Annotated in this window: 15 protein-coding genes and 1 pseudogene; 6 read left to right on the top strand and 10 right to left on the bottom strand. The window is 60.0% G+C overall.

What is annotated here, in order from left to right:
- Nucleotides 1-55: 55 nt before the first annotated feature.
- The 4 genes from B0G77_RS39125 to B0G77_RS39140 all read right to left on the bottom strand — a co-directional run bounded on the left by B0G77_RS39125 (nt 56) and on the right by B0G77_RS39140 (nt 4,241).
- A complete protein-coding gene (locus B0G77_RS39125) occupies nt 56-379 on the bottom strand; it encodes a hypothetical protein (RefSeq protein WP_133667238.1) in 324 nt (107 codons plus the stop codon).
- 58 nt (nt 380-437) lie between these two features.
- Nucleotides 438-2,504: an MAC/perforin domain-containing protein gene (locus tag B0G77_RS39130; RefSeq protein ID WP_133667239.1), complete on the bottom strand. Its 2,067-nt coding sequence runs from the start codon at nt 2,502-2,504 to the stop codon at nt 438-440.
- A gap of 21 nt (nt 2,505-2,525) precedes the next feature.
- Nucleotides 2,526-3,395: a hypothetical protein gene (locus B0G77_RS39135; protein WP_166656359.1), complete on the bottom strand. Its 870-nt coding sequence runs from the start codon at nt 3,393-3,395 to the stop codon at nt 2,526-2,528.
- 492 nt (nt 3,396-3,887) lie between these two features.
- Entirely contained in the window at nt 3,888-4,241 is a 354-nt protein-coding gene (locus B0G77_RS39140) for a hypothetical protein (RefSeq protein WP_133667241.1), read from the bottom strand.
- A 513-nt stretch (nt 4,242-4,754) separates the two neighbouring features.
- Between B0G77_RS39140 and B0G77_RS39145 the strand changes: the two genes are divergently transcribed.
- Nucleotides 4,755-5,390 carry a glycoside hydrolase family 19 protein gene (locus B0G77_RS39145; RefSeq protein ID WP_133667242.1) on the top strand — a complete coding sequence of 212 codons (636 nt, stop codon included), beginning with the start codon at nt 4,755-4,757 and terminating at the stop codon, nt 5,388-5,390.
- A 427-nt stretch (nt 5,391-5,817) separates the two neighbouring features.
- Here the strand turns inward: B0G77_RS39145 and B0G77_RS39150 are convergent, their stop codons facing one another.
- The gene (locus tag B0G77_RS39150; RefSeq protein WP_208116587.1) at nt 5,818-6,282 is read right to left on the bottom strand and encodes a helix-turn-helix transcriptional regulator; all 465 of its coding nucleotides are present in this window, start codon (nt 6,280-6,282) and stop codon (nt 5,818-5,820) included.
- Nucleotides 6,283-7,517: 1,235 nt separating this feature from the next.
- On the opposite strand from B0G77_RS39150, the gene B0G77_RS39155 reads away from it, so the two are divergent.
- Nucleotides 7,518-7,943, top strand: coding sequence for a hypothetical protein (locus B0G77_RS39155; protein WP_166656376.1), 426 nt, complete (start codon nt 7,518-7,520; stop codon nt 7,941-7,943).
- 488 nt (nt 7,944-8,431) lie between these two features.
- Here B0G77_RS39155 and B0G77_RS39160 read toward each other — a convergent pair whose 3' ends face one another.
- Nucleotides 8,432-8,683: a hypothetical protein gene (locus tag B0G77_RS39160; protein ID WP_133667245.1), complete on the bottom strand. Its 252-nt coding sequence runs from the start codon at nt 8,681-8,683 to the stop codon at nt 8,432-8,434.
- Nucleotides 8,684-8,906: 223 nt separating this feature from the next.
- Between B0G77_RS39160 and B0G77_RS39165 the strand changes: the two genes are divergently transcribed.
- The 3 genes from B0G77_RS39165 to B0G77_RS39175 all read left to right on the top strand — a co-directional run bounded on the left by B0G77_RS39165 (nt 8,907) and on the right by B0G77_RS39175 (nt 10,750).
- On the top strand, nt 8,907-9,104 hold the full coding sequence (locus B0G77_RS39165; protein WP_133667246.1) for a hypothetical protein: 198 nt from the start codon (nt 8,907-8,909) through the stop codon (nt 9,102-9,104).
- A 142-nt stretch (nt 9,105-9,246) separates the two neighbouring features.
- Nucleotides 9,247-9,477: a hypothetical protein gene (locus tag B0G77_RS45075; protein ID WP_133667620.1), complete on the top strand. Its 231-nt coding sequence runs from the start codon at nt 9,247-9,249 to the stop codon at nt 9,475-9,477.
- Nucleotides 9,478-10,057: 580 nt separating this feature from the next.
- Nucleotides 10,058-10,750, top strand: a complete 693-nt coding sequence (locus B0G77_RS39175; protein ID WP_133667247.1) for an alpha/beta family hydrolase — start codon at nt 10,058-10,060, stop codon at nt 10,748-10,750.
- Between the two features lie 980 nt (nt 10,751-11,730).
- On the opposite strand, the gene ggt is transcribed toward B0G77_RS39175, so the two are convergent.
- Nucleotides 11,731-13,464, bottom strand: coding sequence for a gamma-glutamyltransferase (gene ggt / locus B0G77_RS39180; RefSeq protein ID WP_133667248.1), 1,734 nt, complete (start codon nt 13,462-13,464; stop codon nt 11,731-11,733).
- A 475-nt stretch (nt 13,465-13,939) separates the two neighbouring features.
- On the opposite strand from ggt, the gene B0G77_RS39185 reads away from it, so the two are divergent.
- Nucleotides 13,940-14,953: an IS110 family transposase gene (locus B0G77_RS39185; RefSeq protein ID WP_133661566.1), complete on the top strand. Its 1,014-nt coding sequence runs from the start codon at nt 13,940-13,942 to the stop codon at nt 14,951-14,953.
- Between the two features lie 797 nt (nt 14,954-15,750).
- Here the strand turns inward: B0G77_RS39185 and B0G77_RS39190 are convergent.
- From B0G77_RS39190 to B0G77_RS39200, 3 genes and pseudogenes are all read right to left on the bottom strand, one after another.
- Nucleotides 15,751-16,518 (bottom strand): annotated as a pseudogene (locus B0G77_RS39190) (SDR family oxidoreductase); the annotation flags it as partial.
- A gap of 12 nt (nt 16,519-16,530) precedes the next feature.
- A complete protein-coding gene (locus tag B0G77_RS39195; protein ID WP_133667250.1) occupies nt 16,531-17,079 on the bottom strand; it encodes an IS630 family transposase in 549 nt (182 codons plus the stop codon).
- Nucleotides 17,076-17,537, bottom strand: a complete 462-nt coding sequence (locus B0G77_RS39200) for a helix-turn-helix domain-containing protein (protein WP_133667251.1) — start codon at nt 17,535-17,537, stop codon at nt 17,076-17,078. Before B0G77_RS39200 ends, B0G77_RS39195 begins: the two co-directional genes overlap by 4 nt.
- Nucleotides 17,538-17,630: the final 93 nt, after the last annotated feature.

Raw genomic sequence — 17,630 nt, forward strand, 5'->3', positions numbered from 1 at the left:
TTTCCGCCGGATTCACCACTCAATGCACTCAAGAGTGTGCCCCGCTCCCTGCAAATCAGGAAACGTTGATAAGCCCGAGCTCGTTGCTTAGGGTCGTGCCGGTGATGCTGTAGCGCGCCGTCTTCCCGCAGCCCTTCTGATAGGTGAAAGCCTGCTGCGCCTCGTTGTCGTTGCCCCAGACCACGATGGCCTTGAGCTTGACCTTCGAGCCATCCGGCACGTTCAGCGCGGTCAGGTCGACCGTGCGCTCCTGGCCGAGCGGGATGTCGTTGTTGTCGGGATAGGTTTTGCCCTCGCCGCCGGTGGCGGGCGCGGCGATCACGTGGAGCTTCGCGACGAACCCCCCGCCATTCTTCAGGCTGATCTTTTCGATGTTCATGGTCTTTTCCTCTTCAGTCGCGCCGCCTCCGACAATCGGGAGCGGCCTGAAATTTATTTCAGATGTCCACCTCCTCGCCTCCCGGCTTGACCGTCTGTGGTTGCGATTGCGGCTCTCCCGCCTGGACGGGGGCCGGCTGTGGCGTGACGACCGGTTGCGGCGCGACCGGCTGAACCGGTGGTAGCGTCCGGGGCGCATCGGCGCCTGGCGCCGGGCTCGCGGCGAAGCTGATCTCTTCGCCGCCCCGCTGGGTGCGGACGAACTCCTTCAGCATCTGGGCGCGGTAGGTCGCCCAGTCGATCGGCGTGGACAGCGCGGCCCCGAGCTCGTTCGAATTGAGCAGGATCGGGATGATGGTTTCCTTGAGGTCCGGGGGCAGGAGCGACAGGAGCGGCACGACGTCGGCGAAAGCGATCGCGTTCCACCAGCCGGCGTGGCTCAAGGTCGCGGCCCAGCCATAAGGATCGAGAGCGAGCGCGGGGTTGCCGCCCGACGCGGTCACCTCGATCGCCTGATCGCTCGATTCGTAGATCTTGGTCGCGGATTCCTTCGTCTTGAATCCGCTGCGTGCGCTCGCCGTCACCGCCTTGTAGCTGCCCTGCACATCGGCGCTGAATTCACGCACGCGCTCGTTCTTGTCGGTATTGGCCTCGAGCTTGCGGTCCTGTCGATAGATCAGCTTGCCGCCGAAGATCGTGCGCAGCGGCACATGGGTGCCGTAGCTATCGAGGATGCGTGCGAGCGCACCGACACAGTCCGCGCCCGCCTTGCCTTTCGCGAGGGCCGCGAGTGCGGTCGCATCATCGAAAAAGGGCTTGGAGAGCACGATGCTGCGCGGATCGATGACAACCTCGCCCCGCGCGACGAGATACTCGACCCGCAGGTGCAGCTCGCTGCTTGCGGTTTCTCTCGACCGGGTCGTTTCGTCCTTGTAATCCGACTTGATGGAAAGGCTCGCCGCCTTGCCCTCGACGCCGACCGAGCCGCCGACGTTCCATGAGAGCGAAGAGGAGATGGCGTCGAGGGTGCGCACCTGGGTAGCCGAGGCCGAGAAGCGCGTCGACGTGATCGGGCGGACCACCGCGACGAAGTCTTCCTTCGATTCGGCGTCGAAGGCCGGGCGCAGCGCACGCTCGAGCTCGTAGCTGCCATCGGCCGCGAGCACGAACCGCAGGCCGTGCAGGTGACGCAACGCGGCGAGCAGCGCCGCCTGCTCGGAGACGTCCATGCGATCGAAGACGTCCTGCGGCGCACCGACGGGGATGGTCGGCCGGCCGAGGAAAGGCGCGAGCAGGTCCTGGGTATCGCGCAGGCTCGGCGTCGCGCCGGACCCGGCGGGTGCCGCGGCGGTGGTCGTGGTCGACGAACCCGAGGACGACGCGCCCGGTGTCGTCGCGGCATTGCGCTTGCGCGGAGTCTCGAAGCGAAAACGGAGGAGTCCGAGCTTGTCGTCGGCCTTGCCGAGCTTGCCACCTACGGTTTCGAAAGGCTCCATGTCGAGCGGCACGGCCTTCTGCGCGCTGTCGAGGAAGGGCAGATCGGCCGGCGCGTCTTCCTTGAGAAAGGCGCGCAGATCCTTGAGGGTCTTGTCCTCGCCGCCGCCGGGCCAGTCGATGGCCTTGGGTTTGCCGCCGTCCTTGAGCAGGAGCAGCTTGTAGATCTTCGGCACTGCCGCCGGCGCTGGTCTGGATTCGCGCTCGACCGCGAGTTCGTCGAGCCGGCGCAGATAGGTGCCGTCCTCGTCGGCGGTGGCGACGGGCTCGCCGCCGATGACGAACACGTCGGCGTCCGCGATCAGCTTCGCGTTGTTCTTGCGGAACTGGCCGAGCGTCTCGTCGGGCCGAACGAAGACCGGGTGCTTCTTGCCCGCCTTGTCGACGAAGGTGAGGGTACGGCGTATCGGCACGATCGCCACGACCATGCTGTCGGTGATTCGCGTGTTGCTCTCGTCGGCATCAGGGACCACCTTGAGCGTCTCCGCGCTGGTGCCGCTGCGGAACTGGTCCTCGGTGTCCATCTCGCCGGTGCTGATGAAGACCTTGCGCAGGTCAGCGAGCGTCGCGTCATCGGGCGCGGCGTCGGGGCGCGACTTGCTGTCGCGTGCCTGGAGCGTGTAACTGATCACTTTGATGCCCTCCCTTTTCCGCTATGCCGATGTGATCTTCCTGCGCGCGAGTTCGAGCGCCTCCGGCGAGTTCACGATGACCAACTTGATATCGACCGCCACCTCGCCCCCGGCTTCGGCTGGCACGATTGGCACGGCCGGTCGTGCGGGGATCGCGGCGCCGTGCGCGAGATAACCCATGAGGCCGGACGCCGCGGTGAGCACGGCCTGCACTTCGGCGGCCGCGACGGGCGCAGGAGCCGGTGCGGGCGCCGGCGCCGGCGCGGCGGCGGGCTTCGTGACCGGCAGCGGCTGAGAGAAATCGGTCGGCACATCGAAGTGCGCGTCGGTGTCTGCGAGTTCCTTTTCCGACACGCGCCCGGCGATGCCTTCCGAAATGAAATGGGTGTCGACGTCGAAAATGCCTTCCGTGCTTTTCAGCTCGCGCAGATGCCTGAGCAACTTTCCGATGCCGTCCTTGGGGACGTTGTCGATGCGCTTGCCGGGCGCATAGGCAGCCATCAGCGCCGCGAGTTCCTCGTAGTCCTGGCGCGAACAGAAGGGACCGAGGTCGGTCCAGCGCAAGCCGGCCGCGTCCACCTTGATGAGCGGGATGGCCTTGAGCGTGATGATCTGGCGGTCGTCGGGGGAGATGTCGGGGCCGTCGAGACTCACCACGTCCCGCGCGACCGCGGACAGCGCGCGGTTGCTGTCGACCCAGCGGTCGAGCAGCACCGAGCCCTGACTGTCGAGGCCGTTCGGGTCGAAGTTGTCCGCGCTCTGCACGACCATGGCCTGCGTGGGCGCACCGGGCCGCTCGCGGCCACGCACCTCGAGCCGCGCCTGAAAGCCCCGTCGACCCGAGCTGGCAACCGAGAAGGTGAACGGCCGATCGCGAACGATCAGGAGCATCACGCTATTGTCTTTCTCGACAAAGAATCCACCCGGCCCTCCTGTCCCGCTCAGAAAGTTGATGACGGTCCGACCGCGAGTAACCTTGTCAGAGACGCTTCCGGTGATTGGCATGATCCCTCCTCCGAACGTCGCCACCTGCCGACGCTGCATTATCGTAAGCAATCCATATCAATGAATCGGGAATCGAAACAGCCCGGCATCATCGTGTCGACGCGCGCGACGTGATCCCGCGGCGTTGAACGTGAGCCATACGTCTCGTCACGATCCGATAACGGCTCCTGCGAAAACAGAGTGAGTAATTGAAAGTCCTGTGACTGATGCTTATGGACTTAGCATTTTCTCTCATCCTTGGGTCGACTGGTTGACCGCCTAACGCATAGCTAACCGGCGCGCCCCCGGAAACCACTAATTCAGCTCTATCCATACACGCCTAACGCTTCGCATCAGTCCGAGTAGATGCCGATTGTTGGGCTTATTCACTGTGCTGGATTACATTCGACTCAGAACTGTGATCAGTCGTTGATTGGCTTCAGCCGCTTGGAACAGCCGAAACTCTGGCTGGCCTAAGTGCGCCCTCACATCATTGAAAGCGTCATTAAAAGGCGCCCTCTGCGCGGGACCTTGAAGCACGACTTGAACTTGATTAACTTCTAATCCATTGACATTATCCCAGCCAAACGGATTTCCATCTCCGCCGTTCTGATTAATCCACGTTTGTATGCCGTTAAAATAAGCCGTATAGGCAGCGATGTATTGGGCTTGATTCTGAAGGTTACAACCGGCCCATGTCGCGACATTTGGGTCCTGCATTTGCGCTGCAAGTTGTGCTGGGTCGAATGGCATCACAGTGCTCCTTTCGGTTTGCATTTCCCTACTGTTCCGAGGTCGAGACATCGACACGACGGATCTCACTGCCCAAGAACTGAAGCGTACGCTGGGCATCCTGTAGCGCGCTCAAAGCGCGACAAAACACCCGCTTGTGATAAAAGGGCGGAGCTGTTAGCCAATCGGTTTTGAGAGATCACGGTAAGCGTTGAGCGCCGCCATTGGAAGACGAAGCGTGGGATGGCGTATTTAACTTAGGATTTTTCAGACGAAATAGATATGCCACTCTTTGCGTATTGACCGGCGACCCAAATCGTGATGTGGCGATTCAAGCGCGAAGAGAGTTCGAGTCAATGCCCGGCAGCGTTGATTACTCGTGCGAGCCGAACCAAGGTTTTTCGAAAGGTGGATTCAACGTAATCCACGCCGCCGCATGGCCAGACCTCCTATCATGTAAAGCACGGCGGCCGATCGTTAGTTCCGATTTGTCAGCACTACAGACAACTGAGCGGTTTATTCTTTGGAGATCGTATGGACACTGAAACATTCCAGCGCGCGGCGAGCCTCTCGCCGGCGCTCGCCGAACGCTGGATCTCAGCGATCACGGCGGCCGCCGACGAGTTCGACATCAACACGCCCGCACGCCTTGCCGCGTGGCTTGCGCAGATGGGGCATGAGAGCGGCGGATTCAGGCTGCTGAGCGAGAGCTTCAACTATGCGCCGGATGCACTGAAAATTTTCTCGCGCATTCCCGCAGGCATGCGTTCGCAACTCGGACGACAGCCAGGCGAGACGACGGTCCCTATCGCAAGGCAACAGCAGATTGCGAACCTGGCCTACGCCGGCCGGTTCGGTAACGGCGACGCCGCGAGCGGAGACGGCTGGCGCTATCGGGGGCGCGGGCTGAAGCAGGTTACGTTCAAGGACAACTACCTGGACGCCGGCCGCGCGCTCGGCGTCGACCTCGTGAATGACCCGGATCAGCTCGCGACGGACGATCGGCTCGCAGCGCGCAGCGCCGGCTGGTACTGGAAGTCACGCGGCTGCAACGAGGCCGCTGACCGACGCGACTTTGACGCGTGCACACGGGCAATCAATCCTGCCATGGACGGGAAGCCGGGGCGCGACGCGCGCTACAAGACGTGTTGCGACGCCCTGCTCAAATAGGAGGCTCGGTGTCGACCTGTGTCAAGGGGAAGGTCATGAGATCCCTGCCCGCTACGCTCGAAACCGCGACGCCCCCCGATGGGGATCATGCTGCCGATGCCCACTCCGATCACCGCGACGGCGAATCCGGCGACCACAGTTCCGTCACCGGTCGGACCCGATCCGCCGCCTCCTACACCAAGCCTCCCGGCGAACAACTGTTCCTCCAGCGAGACCTCAACGAGCCCTGCTGCTCGACTTCATTTCAGGCCGAGAGGATGTGCATATCCGGGATATCGGCGACATCAAGTACCCGGTTCGGCAAGACGACAGAGTTGGAGCCGCGCGCGAAGCGACGCGATGATCATGCGCTTGTTCAGTTTCGATCGGTCGGATCAGAAGCCGGCGACCTGGAGGTGAAGACGAAGCGCGGGGTGGCGTACTTGACTCAGGATTTGTCAGGCGCGACAGGTACGCCACTCTTTGCACATTGACCGGCGACCCAGGCTGTGAGCTGACGGGTCGAGTGCATGCCGAGTTTGCGCAGAACATGCTCGCGATGTTTGTCGACGGTGCGCGAGCTGATCTTCAAAGCACGCGCGATCTCTTTGCTGGATAGTCCACGACAAAGGAATGCCACCACGCGAGTTTCGGCAGGAGTCAATCCGTGATCGGGCAGAGACAGCGCGAGCGCGTTATCGAGACGAGCCCAAAGATGCTGGCAAGCAATGGAAGATGTGGTTGAGGCCGCCCTTTTTTGCTTTATTCGAGCGCCGTGGCGACGCACCGTGTCGATGCTGATTCCGAGTTGCGCGGCAATGGCTTTGTTGCTGATGCCCCGGGTGACCAGTTCGAGGATTTCCTCTTGTCGCGGCGTCAGAGCGCTGCTCGACCCGGTGCGCGTGGCCTTCAACGAGTTCGTTGCCGCTATTCTGGTCTATTGCGTTTCAGAACATGAATGAACTACCTCGTTACGTCAGCATGACCGATATTCTACGATGCCAAGTATAGGTCGAATGCGGCACTCGGCATGATCGTTCGCAATCCGGGCAATCACGGCGCGGCACACTGTTAATGCACAGTGCATTAACAGAAAACCGTTGTTAAAATCGGCCCCCGTGGCGCCTTACCCCACAAGGGTTCCACTAGTTACCCGCGTGTTGTCGCTCAATTTTAGAGGTCCGTTCCGGTTGCCGGAATCCTCGACTGGCGTTCGCTCTCCGCATTTTTCAGGTAAATAGATTACAAATTTCCGTTGCCTTTGTGTTGATATGCACAGATGTGCTTCCGATCCGCAACGGCGCTCGTGGCGTGCGTCGTGTCCGCGCATCCTTCGACGTGAAACGCATATCCATTGATCATTGGAGTGATCAAAAGCGCGGCCGCTCGAATGTATCATTCGCTCCGACTTGGGCTGCTGCCGTCCCTCCGAATTCTTGCCGCGATAACCCGCTCGTTATAACCCTCATCCCTCACTACGGAGCGCCCGCGTCCAGAATAGCGTTGGTCCGGTGTCGCCGACTCTTCGCGGGCAGCTACGCGGGACGTCCGAAGCACCCCGGAAGCGGCCATCGAGGTCGCGCCGGCGCGAAGGACTGTTGTGGGTCGACAAGACTCATTCGCCAATAACGAAAGCTGACATTCGCCGGCACCGGGTCACGAATGTCGGCTAAGCGATCTCGAACTGCCGCACGTTTTTCAGCGGCGACCGTCCGGAAAGGCCGATTTGCTTCCATCGCGCATCCGGCAGGTTTCGGAGTACTGCAGTCATTCCAACGGCAGGATTCCCTGCTCGCCGAATGGCAGGTCATGGCCGGGTGGCGCCCGACGACCGAGCGCGGCGATCTCCTCCGAAGCAGCGCTCATGCAAAAGGCATGACCCGACCCCGAACTGCCTTTCGGGCGTCGTGGCCTCAAAGGCTGCTTGCAGAGGCGGAGCCGCCGCTCAAACGGCCTCCGCTCGGGGTACTGGTAACGTCGACCTTACGGCAGGCAAGCCACGACTACGGCGACGGAACGCCATCAAGCGAACTGGGCGGAAGAGACGGCTCTTTTCCATGAATTAAACATCGTGCGGATGTGGGAAGCTGAAAAAAGACCTCGAACGGAAAAATCACCGCTGTGTTACCTTCCAGATCGCTCGCAGCATTGATTTTCGTGCTGGCCATGTCCTCGTCCGCGTATTACTTCCTGACGATGCAAGCCGCGCATAGCAAGCAGTACGGGAACACGCTCGAACTCGCGGGCAAGCTCTCCCGGGACCAGAGCATTTACGAGCAAGTAACGATGCTCGTCGAAGATGAGCAAAAGCCGGTGCTCGCCCTTAATGGCTATAGTGATGTCGAATCGCTGAAAAAGCGCATCTACGCCGAGCAGGACGACTATGCGCGCGACGAGCAACGTACCCAGTCCCTCGAGCGGCAACTTGAGTACGCGTGTTATCTCCTCGTTTGTGTCGCAGTGGTGACACCAGCGCTGCTCACGGCCTTGCTGAATGTCTCCAGCCGGAAACGTCCCGCCGAGTCTGGCCCGGCCCATGCGGAGACAGTACTGGCCCATGCCGAGACTGCATAAGACCCGCATGACTGCGACTTGTGCTGCACTTTTCGCCGGTGAGGCTAGAGACAAGCCTGAACGACAGAAAGCCGCATGCACCATCACCGGGATGCGCGTGAAGCCCCGGCATCATGCAGCATTCATGCCGGGGAGGTAAAGCGCGTCGGGCGAAGCATGACCCGCGGGGAAAGGGAATTGGCTGGACTGCGCTTTCTAGCTAATCAACGACTTTCTAAGTCTTTCCGTCAAGCATCTCGGCAGTGCCAATCAGAAATAGTTGGATTGGGCGGATTTGTGAAGCGAATTCGTTAGACTGGTTGCCTGCCCTCGTGGCAAAGGGAATTTCGTGAGTTGGAAGGCCGGAAGCCGACCCACAAGAGACACTCAGTTTTCCTAATAGCCGTCACTCAACCTTTACAGCGCGGTCCTGTGTAATCAACTCGGGTCCTGCGCCTTGATTCATGCGGGGTGACGTGAACTCTGCATCACGTTGTTTGTTGATTTCATCATAGGCGGCGTAGCCGTCGCAACTGGATTGGCAGACAACGGACCATCAAATGCAATGCCAGCGGAACTAGCACAGCGTCGTCCACAATCCCGACGAATGGAACAGCAACATTGAAAGGATCGACCGCGTACAGAGCCACCAGAGCGGTCGCGGGCATCAGCCATCCTGGACGGTCGGGATGCCGCAGCGCATATAAGAGCACGCGCAAATCGTCCCTGACAACCTTCCATAACAAAGCGATTTTTTTCATTCCGACAGCTCCCCGCCCATCATTTCCTTAGACGACCGTTTCTCACAGATCACATCCTACTCCTGGATACGGGACGGTGATGGCCGATAAACGTCAACCGAATTCGGCCCCCTTTTCTTTTGATTGTTGGCGAGCTGCCGGCGCTCAGAAGCCAGGAACTTGGAAACCGCCAGTTGCGTCAAAGTTGATCTCAGTTCATTCCAGAGTAAGCGGAGACACATACATGCTGAGCCCGCACGAATTCGCCACCCTAATGCTAGTCGCGGCTGCGCCCGAGCAGATTGACCTGAACCGCGAAGAGCTCGACACACTGCTGGACCGTCAACTCGTCGCCTTGGAAAAGCTGGGGTCTGGAGCTCAACGCCCCCGTCTTACCCGCGACGGTGATTCAGTTCTTCGCGCGATTGCCCGAAAACCCTGAGCTGCAACCCGCAGACAAAATTATCGGTCACGCGCGTGCCACGTCTGGCGCGTATCTTCGGTCCACTCACGAGATCGCGCTGTATTACCTCGTCCGCCGCCAAACGGGGACGCCTGCGCCTGATGTCAGTCTGCGGGACGTTATGCACTTCTATCACCACGGTGTAGCAATACAGCCGTCGGTAGCAAGGGACGGTAATACTTTTGTCGCGCGGGTATCCATTCTTGAGGAAGATGGCGAGGCGACCTCGCTTGGTGATCTGGGGTATTTTGCGAACCGGCAATCAGCCTTCGCGTTTGCCGTGCGGTGCGGCACCGCATTCGCGGACGATGAGCCGATGCCACGACCTCCATGTGATGTCCAACCCAGCTGAAGCGTTGTAGTAAGCTGCCGTTCATACCAATCGCGGGCCGGACGCCCAGTAAAGCGCACCATAGCCGCCGTTGACCGATGGTCGCGCCAGCGGCTGCTATGGCCGATAGAAACAAATCTCAAGATGAAGGAGCGTTCGCCGTCGACAATCGGATGGCCGGTTACGGGGTGGAGCCGACGCACGAACGGCCCACCGGCGACGCATGCGAACGGCGGTTTGTGGCCGAATCCAGAACTTTCTGCGCCGGACATACTCTTCCAGAGAGCCAGATAAATGAATTGCCCTTCGAGAACTTCCTATGACGCTGATTGCAGTGTCGTAACAACTCGCTGACAATGATGCAGGCGTGCTATTACGCAGATGTCTCAAAGCGCGGATCACGCTGCGGCCCACAGGTCGGGCCTGCGATCGTCAACCGAAACATTGCGACTGCGGCGCCGTTCACGATGGGCGCGCGCTCCATGGTTCGGCCGGCAAACTCCGCCTGAGCAATGCCTTGCCGGAGGCCGCCACAAATGCTCCCCGATGCCTCATTGATGCAGAATCGGCGCTAAGGCCACAACGACACGACCTGAATACGATGGACGACCCAGAATCGCTTTCCGTGGCACTGCCCGACGGCACTAAGGTCTCTGCGCTCCTCCGAGTGCCGGAGGACGCGCGAGCCCTGTATGTCTTCGCGCACGGTGCCGGGGCGGGCATGCAGCACGCCGGCATGTCGTCATTAGCCGACGCGCTTGCGGCGGCCAGTGTCGCCACATTGCGCTACCAGTTTCCGTACATCGAGCGGGGCTCCAAGCGAGTGGACTCGCCGGCCGTGGCACATGCTGCCGTGCGGGCAGCCGTCGCAGAGGCCCGCCGGCGGCTGCCAGCCCTGCCGCTCTTCGCGGGCGGCAGGTCGTTCGGCGGCCGCATGACGTCCCAGGCTCAAGCCATCTCCCCGCTCGACGGCGTGCGTGGCCTCGCTTTCGTCGCGTTCCCGCTGCACCCGGCGGGCGCGCCCGGCGTGGAGCGGGCACGGCACCTGGCGGACGTCACGGTGCCGATTCTCTTCCTGCAGGGTACGCGCGACAAGCTGGCGGAGCTTCACCTGCTGAGGTCGGTCGTCGAGACGCTGGGGCCACGCGCCACGCTGCATGTGGTGGACGACGCAGATCATTCGTTCCACGTACGCGCATCCTCCGGCCGGACCGACGCGGAGGTCGTGCTCGAACTGGCACGGACGATGTCGGCGTGGTTCTTCGCCGAAGGAGAGTTCGTGCCCGTTACCTGAGCAAGCACAGGAACACAGCAATGCTCGTAGCAGAGTCGGGACGGCGAGCCGGCGAATCCGCCGTGCTGCACTCGCCCGCTCAATCCCTTCGCTATCCGCAGATGGTCTGCCGCATAGTCACGATAAGCGACGCCTGTCGCTTCAGCGACGTTTTCCCAGTGCAGAGTGAGTGAATTTGTCAGATCCGCTTGCGGTGATCCGCTGATTTGGCCGGCGTCGATCCGTGAGTGACCGCTTAGGGATGCGGGCGTAATCAGACTGGCGGAGCGTCGAACGACGCGCATTGGCCGGTCACTGCCCGACGTGGTCGCCCGAAACCGACCCACAGCTGCCCTTCGAGCTGGTGCGACCTTACGACGGCTTGCTGGCTGAGAACGGTCATTCGAGCGGTCAAGTTGGCCAACAGCCCTTGTCCGCCATCCTGGTCGTCTGCACCTCCGAGTTGAGAGAGTTTCGCACGGTGATGGCGATTGGGAGTGCTTCGCGACCTACGCCGCAGAGGGCTAGGCCGCAGTTGCTGCCGTGGGATGTCCAAGCCCACCGGCCAGCGCACTTACCGCTGCGTTCACAGTTCGGGGGGTATTACTCTACGGAATAACCGCGATTCCGTGCCCGACACTACCGCACAGCTGCCGACGAGGCTATATAGGCGCTTCGCGATCGCCCTTCGCGCGTTCGACGATGTGATTTTCACTTTTCGGGGGATGGGCGCTTTTAGCCTTCGACACACACGAGCAGGGCGGCCGAAGGGGGACCTGGTATCGACCCGGGCGTGGTTATCGGCCAGTCCGCTTCGCGAACCGGAGGCGCTTCGATGGCAGGTTATAAATGTGGTATGAGCCACCATTCTCCGATCGACAGGGACGACCGGTCTGCGTCGGCGAATAAAACGGGCATCGCGCGTGACTCGCGCAATGCCCGCTTTCCTTTTTTTTGGCGCTCCGTTTTGCAATCCGCGCCGCTAAAGCTACTTCAAACGCTCACTGAATCACCCGCGTCACACCTCGTCCACGCGGATCGGCAGCGGCTTCCGGCGTATCGGCGTTGATCTTGATTGCCTGGATGTCGCCACTGAAATCCTGCCCCTTCAGCGTGTAGCCCTTGGCTTCGATCTGCTTGGCGAGTTCGCCTTCGATCGGCTTGTACGGCTCCCAGAAGATCGTGTTCGGCGGCAGCAACTGGTGATGGAAGCGCATGGCGGCCACGGCTTCCGGCAACGGCATGTTGAAGTCGTAAATGTTGGTGATCACCTGGAAGATCGACGTGAAGATGCGCGAACCGCCCGGCGTGCCGATCACGAGCGACACCTTGCCGTCCTTGGTCAGGATGGTCGGGCTCATCGACGACAACGGGCGCTTCTTTGGTTCGATCGAATTCGCGTCGCTACCCACCACACCGAACATATTGGCAACGCCCGGCTTCGCGGAGAAGTCGTCCATCTCGTCGTTCAGCACGATGCCGGTACGGTCCGCCACCACGCCCGAGCCGAAATAGCCGTTGATCGTGTACGTGTTCGACACCGCGTTACCCCACTTGTCGATCACCGAGAAGTGCGTGGTTTCCGCTTTCTCCGGCATCGACGTGCCGAGGCCCGGCTGCACGCTCTTCGTATCGGACGGTGTGGTCGGATTGACTTCGGCCGCACGCTTGGCAATGTACGCGTCGTCGGTCAGTTGCGCGACCGGCACCTTGTAGAAGTCCGGATCGCCGAGATACTGCGCGCGATCGGCGAACACGCGTTTCTCAATTTCCGCGATCAGGTGCACGTATTGCGCGGAATTGAGCGTGACGTCCTTGAAGTCAGGTGCAATATCGGCCTTCATCTTCAGCAGTTGCACGAGACCGATACCGCCCGAGCTCGGCGGCGGTGCAGTGTAGACGCGATAACCGTTCCAGTCGGCCTGAATCGGCTGACGCCACACTGCCTTGTACTGCTGCAGATCGGTCTTCGTAATCAGACCGTGACCGCGCATGGAAGCCGCGATCAGATCAGCCGTCTTACCGCTGTAGAAGTCTTTCGCGCCTTGATCCGAAATGCGCGAGAGCACCGCGGCGAGATCGGGTTGCTTGAAGTTGACGCCCTGCTTCAGATTGCCGAAGTAGGTGTCGAAATTGGTCTTGCCGGCGAAGTCTTTTGCCGCCTCGTCGCGACGATCCTGCAATTGCTGGCTGACTTCAAAGCCGTCGCGTGCATAGTGAATCGCCGGCGCGAGCACCTGCTTCCATTTGAGCTTGCCGAAGCGGCGTTGCGCTTGCCACATTCCGTCGACGGTGCCTGGCACGCCGACCGCGTGATAGCCGAACAGGCTCATCCCTTTGATGACTTCGCCCTTGTCATCGAGATACATATTCTTCGTCGCTGCCAGCGGTGCACGCTCACGGTAGTCGAGGAAGTACGGTTTGCCGTCGACATACAGCGTCATGAAACCGCCACCGCCGATATTGCCCGCTTCCGGGTACGTTACGGCAAGCGTGAAGGCGATCGCGACTGCCGCATCGACGGCGTTGCCGCCTTCCTTGAAAATTTGCTCCGCAGCATCGGCGCTGTACTTGTCTGCAACCGCGATCGCCGATGCGGTGAGAACGGCCGGTTGCGCTTTTGCAGGCGCCTTCGCAAAGGCCGGTGTCGCTTCCAGAAAACAGCTTGAAACAGATACGAGTGCGACCAGCGCAAGTCCGCTCACGGACGATTTGTTGTTGCGGAACAATCTCATCGGATAGCCTCCATGACAATTTCCCACATGATGGTGAAAACACTGCCTTGGGCTTATAACATGCCGACTGGCGATTTGCGAAGCCACAGCACGGTTGTGGTGCATGCTGCGGTGCACCAGATGCTCCATGCCGAGGCGAGTTGCGTTAGCCCTTGCGAGGCCATTCGCCGATCGCCGGTTCCCCGGTTTCACGATGGCTATTTCCGCCCGACGCCCGAAATATGCAGTTCACTAGATATTTCGGGGGATGGGCGCTTTTAGCCTTTACCCGCACGAAATGCGCTGTGCGTTTGGGCCGATCGGCCGACATCGGAGCCGTGCGGCTGAGTGGCCGGTTTCAAGTGCGGAGCCGCCTTTGAAGCGTCTCGGTCGCCGGCCGAACGAATGATGATCATGTAGCCGGCCTCCTCGCCGCGGTTATGCGACGAGGGTTAAAGTCAGTTTGCGAAACGCACTTGACCCTGCGGAGACCGACATGAACTATTGTGGCATAGACCTGCATTCGAACAACTGCGTCGTGATCGTCAGCGACGAGAACGACAGGATCGTGTACCAGAAACGCCTGCCCAACGAGCTCGCGCAGATCACGGCGGCGCTTGAACCGTACCGGCGCGAACTGGCAGGTGTGGTCGTGGAGAGTACGTACAACTGGTACTGGCTGGTGGATGGACTGATGGACACAGACTACCGGGTCCACCTGGCCCATCCCGCTGCCATCAGGAAATACGACGGACTTAAGCACAGCGGCGATTTCGCCGATGCGGCCTATCTGGCGCAGCTGCTGAGGCTCGGGTTGCTGCCCGAGGGCTATGTCTATCCGCGCGAAGAACGCAGCGCACGCGACCTGGCACGCAAGCGCATGCAACTGGTGCGCTATCGCACAGCGCAGATCCTTTCGATCGAGGGCATCCTGATGCGGCAGACGGGGAGCACGATAAATGGCGAGGCAGTCAAACGGCTGACGGCCGGCCAGGTCGATGAATTCGCATTTACGCCCGATGTCGCGCTGGCCGTGGAGGCCAACCGCGCGGTCAGCCAGGCGCTGGGGCAGCAGATTGAAGCGCTCGAGAAGCGACTGAGGGAACGCGTGATTCTGCGTGCCGAGTACCACCTGCTCAGGACGGTGCCGGGCATCGGCGACACACTCGCGACCACCATCATGCTCGAGACCGGATCGATCAGCCGCTTTGCCCAGGTCGGCAACTTCAGTTCCTACTGTCGCTGCGTTGACAGCCTGAGGGAGAGTAACGGCAGGAAGAAGGGTGAAGGCAATACCAGGAACGGCAACAAGTATCTCGCGTGGGCGTTTGTCGAGGCAGCGAACTTCGCCATGCGTTACTGCCCGCAAGCCAGAAGCTTTTACGATCGCAAGAAGAGCAGGACGAACCGCGTCCTGGCAATCAAGGCTCTGGCACACAAGCTTGCGCGGGCGTGCTACCACATGCTGCGAGACCAGAAGCCCTTCGATGTGCACCTGTGTTTCGGGTAACGGTTTGGCCAGGGGCGATGAGCCAGGACAAGGGACTGGTGTGAAGCCACCCGAATGATTTGGACGCCGCCCTTGCGCCATCTGAATGGATGCAGAACGCTGAATCGCCCAGACCGTGAGCCATCAAAGGACTGGCGTCGTCACGGCGATAGCCACAGGGAATGCAAGCAGCCCCCTTGGACACGGCCTGGTACCAAAGTTTCTCTGGGGCGGCAACTGCCGCCAGGGCAGTCGCGGAGCATTGCGACAGGCTTGATCCCGACGGGTGTCTGGTGCGATTCGGTTCGCAACCAACGAGTGAGAAAACGGACGCGGTTAGTGTTTGCACGATTGAAGGTGACGCGCTGTTGTCGCTGTGAATTGACGCAACTGTTTGCGACGTACTTTTTTTTTGTTCTTGACTCCGGCCGGCTAATGGGCGTCTCTTGATGGCCGGGTGCCGACTCATGCGATTGGCATATTTGCTTTGGCCTTGTACGACGGCGATCGGCAGCACGCGACCCTTCTGAGACATTCGTCTGAAATCTGCCGATCGGCCGCTTAACGGCGCGGAGCAGACACCCTGATTCGTCGCGCAAACTTGGTAGTTCAGGAGGCTGTTGCGTCAATCAGTCCAAGCATCTGACGGCGATATCTTGAATAGCTTGGTCTCCACTGTTGCGTACATGGTTTCTGCTCCGTTGTCTCGGGACTTGGGCCGTATGGCGCCAGCACCATCCGGTCCAGGCCCGATCGGGCGCGACTCGTCGCGTTGTCACGCGCTCGACTTGGACTCGCTGATCGCTCAGACCGGTACTTCAACCGACAAATGCTTCCTTCTCTGCTTGAGCAAAATCCTCAAAACAGGTTGCCTTTTGTCCGTTTATTTCTTCCACCGCACTGGAAACTTGTGCGGTGTATCCCAACTTCATAACCTGATAATGCTCTAACAGGCCTTCGACGATTTGAGCAGACATGCCTGCGCCCTGCATGGAAGCGCGAGCGGCTTCAACCGGCACATCTACGTACTTGATTATTTTCCCGGTTGCCGAAGAAAGAATATTCGCAATTTCGGCACCAGAAAGTGCCTCTGGCCCCGACAAGTAGTACGCCTTGTTCTGATGACCTTCTTCCGTTAAGATCCGATAACCAACCTGGGCTATATCGCGGGCATCAATGTAAGCCGATTTTCCGTCGCCATGCGGCGCATAGAAGGCTCCATGATCACGAATGGTATGCGAGTTGAACTTGCTTAAGTTCTGCATAAAAGAATTTGATCGCAAGAAGGTATAGGCAATGCCGGACTGCTCCATTTCTTTTTCGACTGCTCTATGCCACTTGGCCAATGCGTCCAAATCGATTTCAGCCCCACCGCCCGATAACTTCACAAGATGTTTCACGCCGGCGCTTTTAGCTGCACGAATGATCGAAGAAGAAAGTTCAACCATATTCGGAACAAGAGGTGTTGCAAAATATATTTTTTCGATTCCGCCCATGGCTTTTACCAGAGAGCCGACATCGTTTAGATCGGCTTGAACCAATTCGACTCCCAATGCTTGCAGTTCGCTTTTGTTGCTTGTCGGGCGAACGGTAAGTGTTCACGAAAAATCGATTTGAAAATCGGGGCCGTACTTGTTTAGCAGTGCGTTAAGTTCGGTGTCGATGGTCTCGCGTGTCCATGTCAGCGCGCTTCGCCATCGGTATTTCAGGTGCCTCCATACGATCTCGATCATGTTCAGTTCAGGACTGTAGGCCGGCAGGTAGAACAGGACCGTCTTATGTTCAAGAAGCCAACGTTGCCGTGCTTCCTCGGTGATACCGTGATGGATGCTCGCGTTGTCCAGCACGATTACAGTGGGCATTCCGCCGGCGCCCGCGAGCACGCCGTCGATGAAGTGCTCGACATTCGGGGCTTTGATCGTCCCGCTATGCGCGGCGTGGATCAGCGTGTTCTGGCCGAAGTCCAGCGCGCCGATCACGCTGCGACGGCAATGATGATTCGGCTCGACCTGATGAGGCAAACCTCGTGGTGACCAGCTGCGCTGGACAGGCGGCGAAGCATGGAAGCCCGCCTCATCAAGATACAACAACCGCACGGCACCCTCGCGCGCGGCCTGCTGGAGCTTCTCGAGTGTGGCCTCTTTCATGGCGAACGCTTCTTCATTGCGCTTTTTTTGAGCGAGTAGCGGCTGCGCTTGAACGAAAAACCGTTGCGTTTGAGGGCTTCACCCAGCGTTTCGATCTTGCAGGGCAGCGATTCGTTAAGCGCGGCTTCGACGCGTTGTGCGATGCGCCCCAGCGTCAGAGGTTCGGAGCGTGCGATTTCAAGGGCTACGGCAATCTGGGCTTCAGTCAACAGCGCATGCCGGCCGCCGTTATGGGCGCCCATCAAACCGCATATGCCACGCTCGCGCCACGCGTGCGACCAGTTGTAGACGCTTTGACCGCTCACGCAAAGGTCGGCCGCAATGGCACAGGGCTTGAGGCCACGTCCGAGCATCAGCAGGCCCGCCGCACGTGTGCGTGTATCTTGATGACGGTGATTGATCGACATCTGCTGCAAAGTCAGCTCCTCGACAGCCTCCAGCACTACCACACACTTCATCCACTACCCCGGCATCAGTGAAAACGCCAGGTTAGCCAAAATCAAACGGTTTTACCAGGAACACTTAACGCGCGTTTTATGGCCGTTCTTCGC

Source organism: Paraburkholderia sp. BL10I2N1 (genome assembly GCF_004361815.1).
GTDB lineage: Bacteria > Pseudomonadota > Gammaproteobacteria > Burkholderiales > Burkholderiaceae > Paraburkholderia.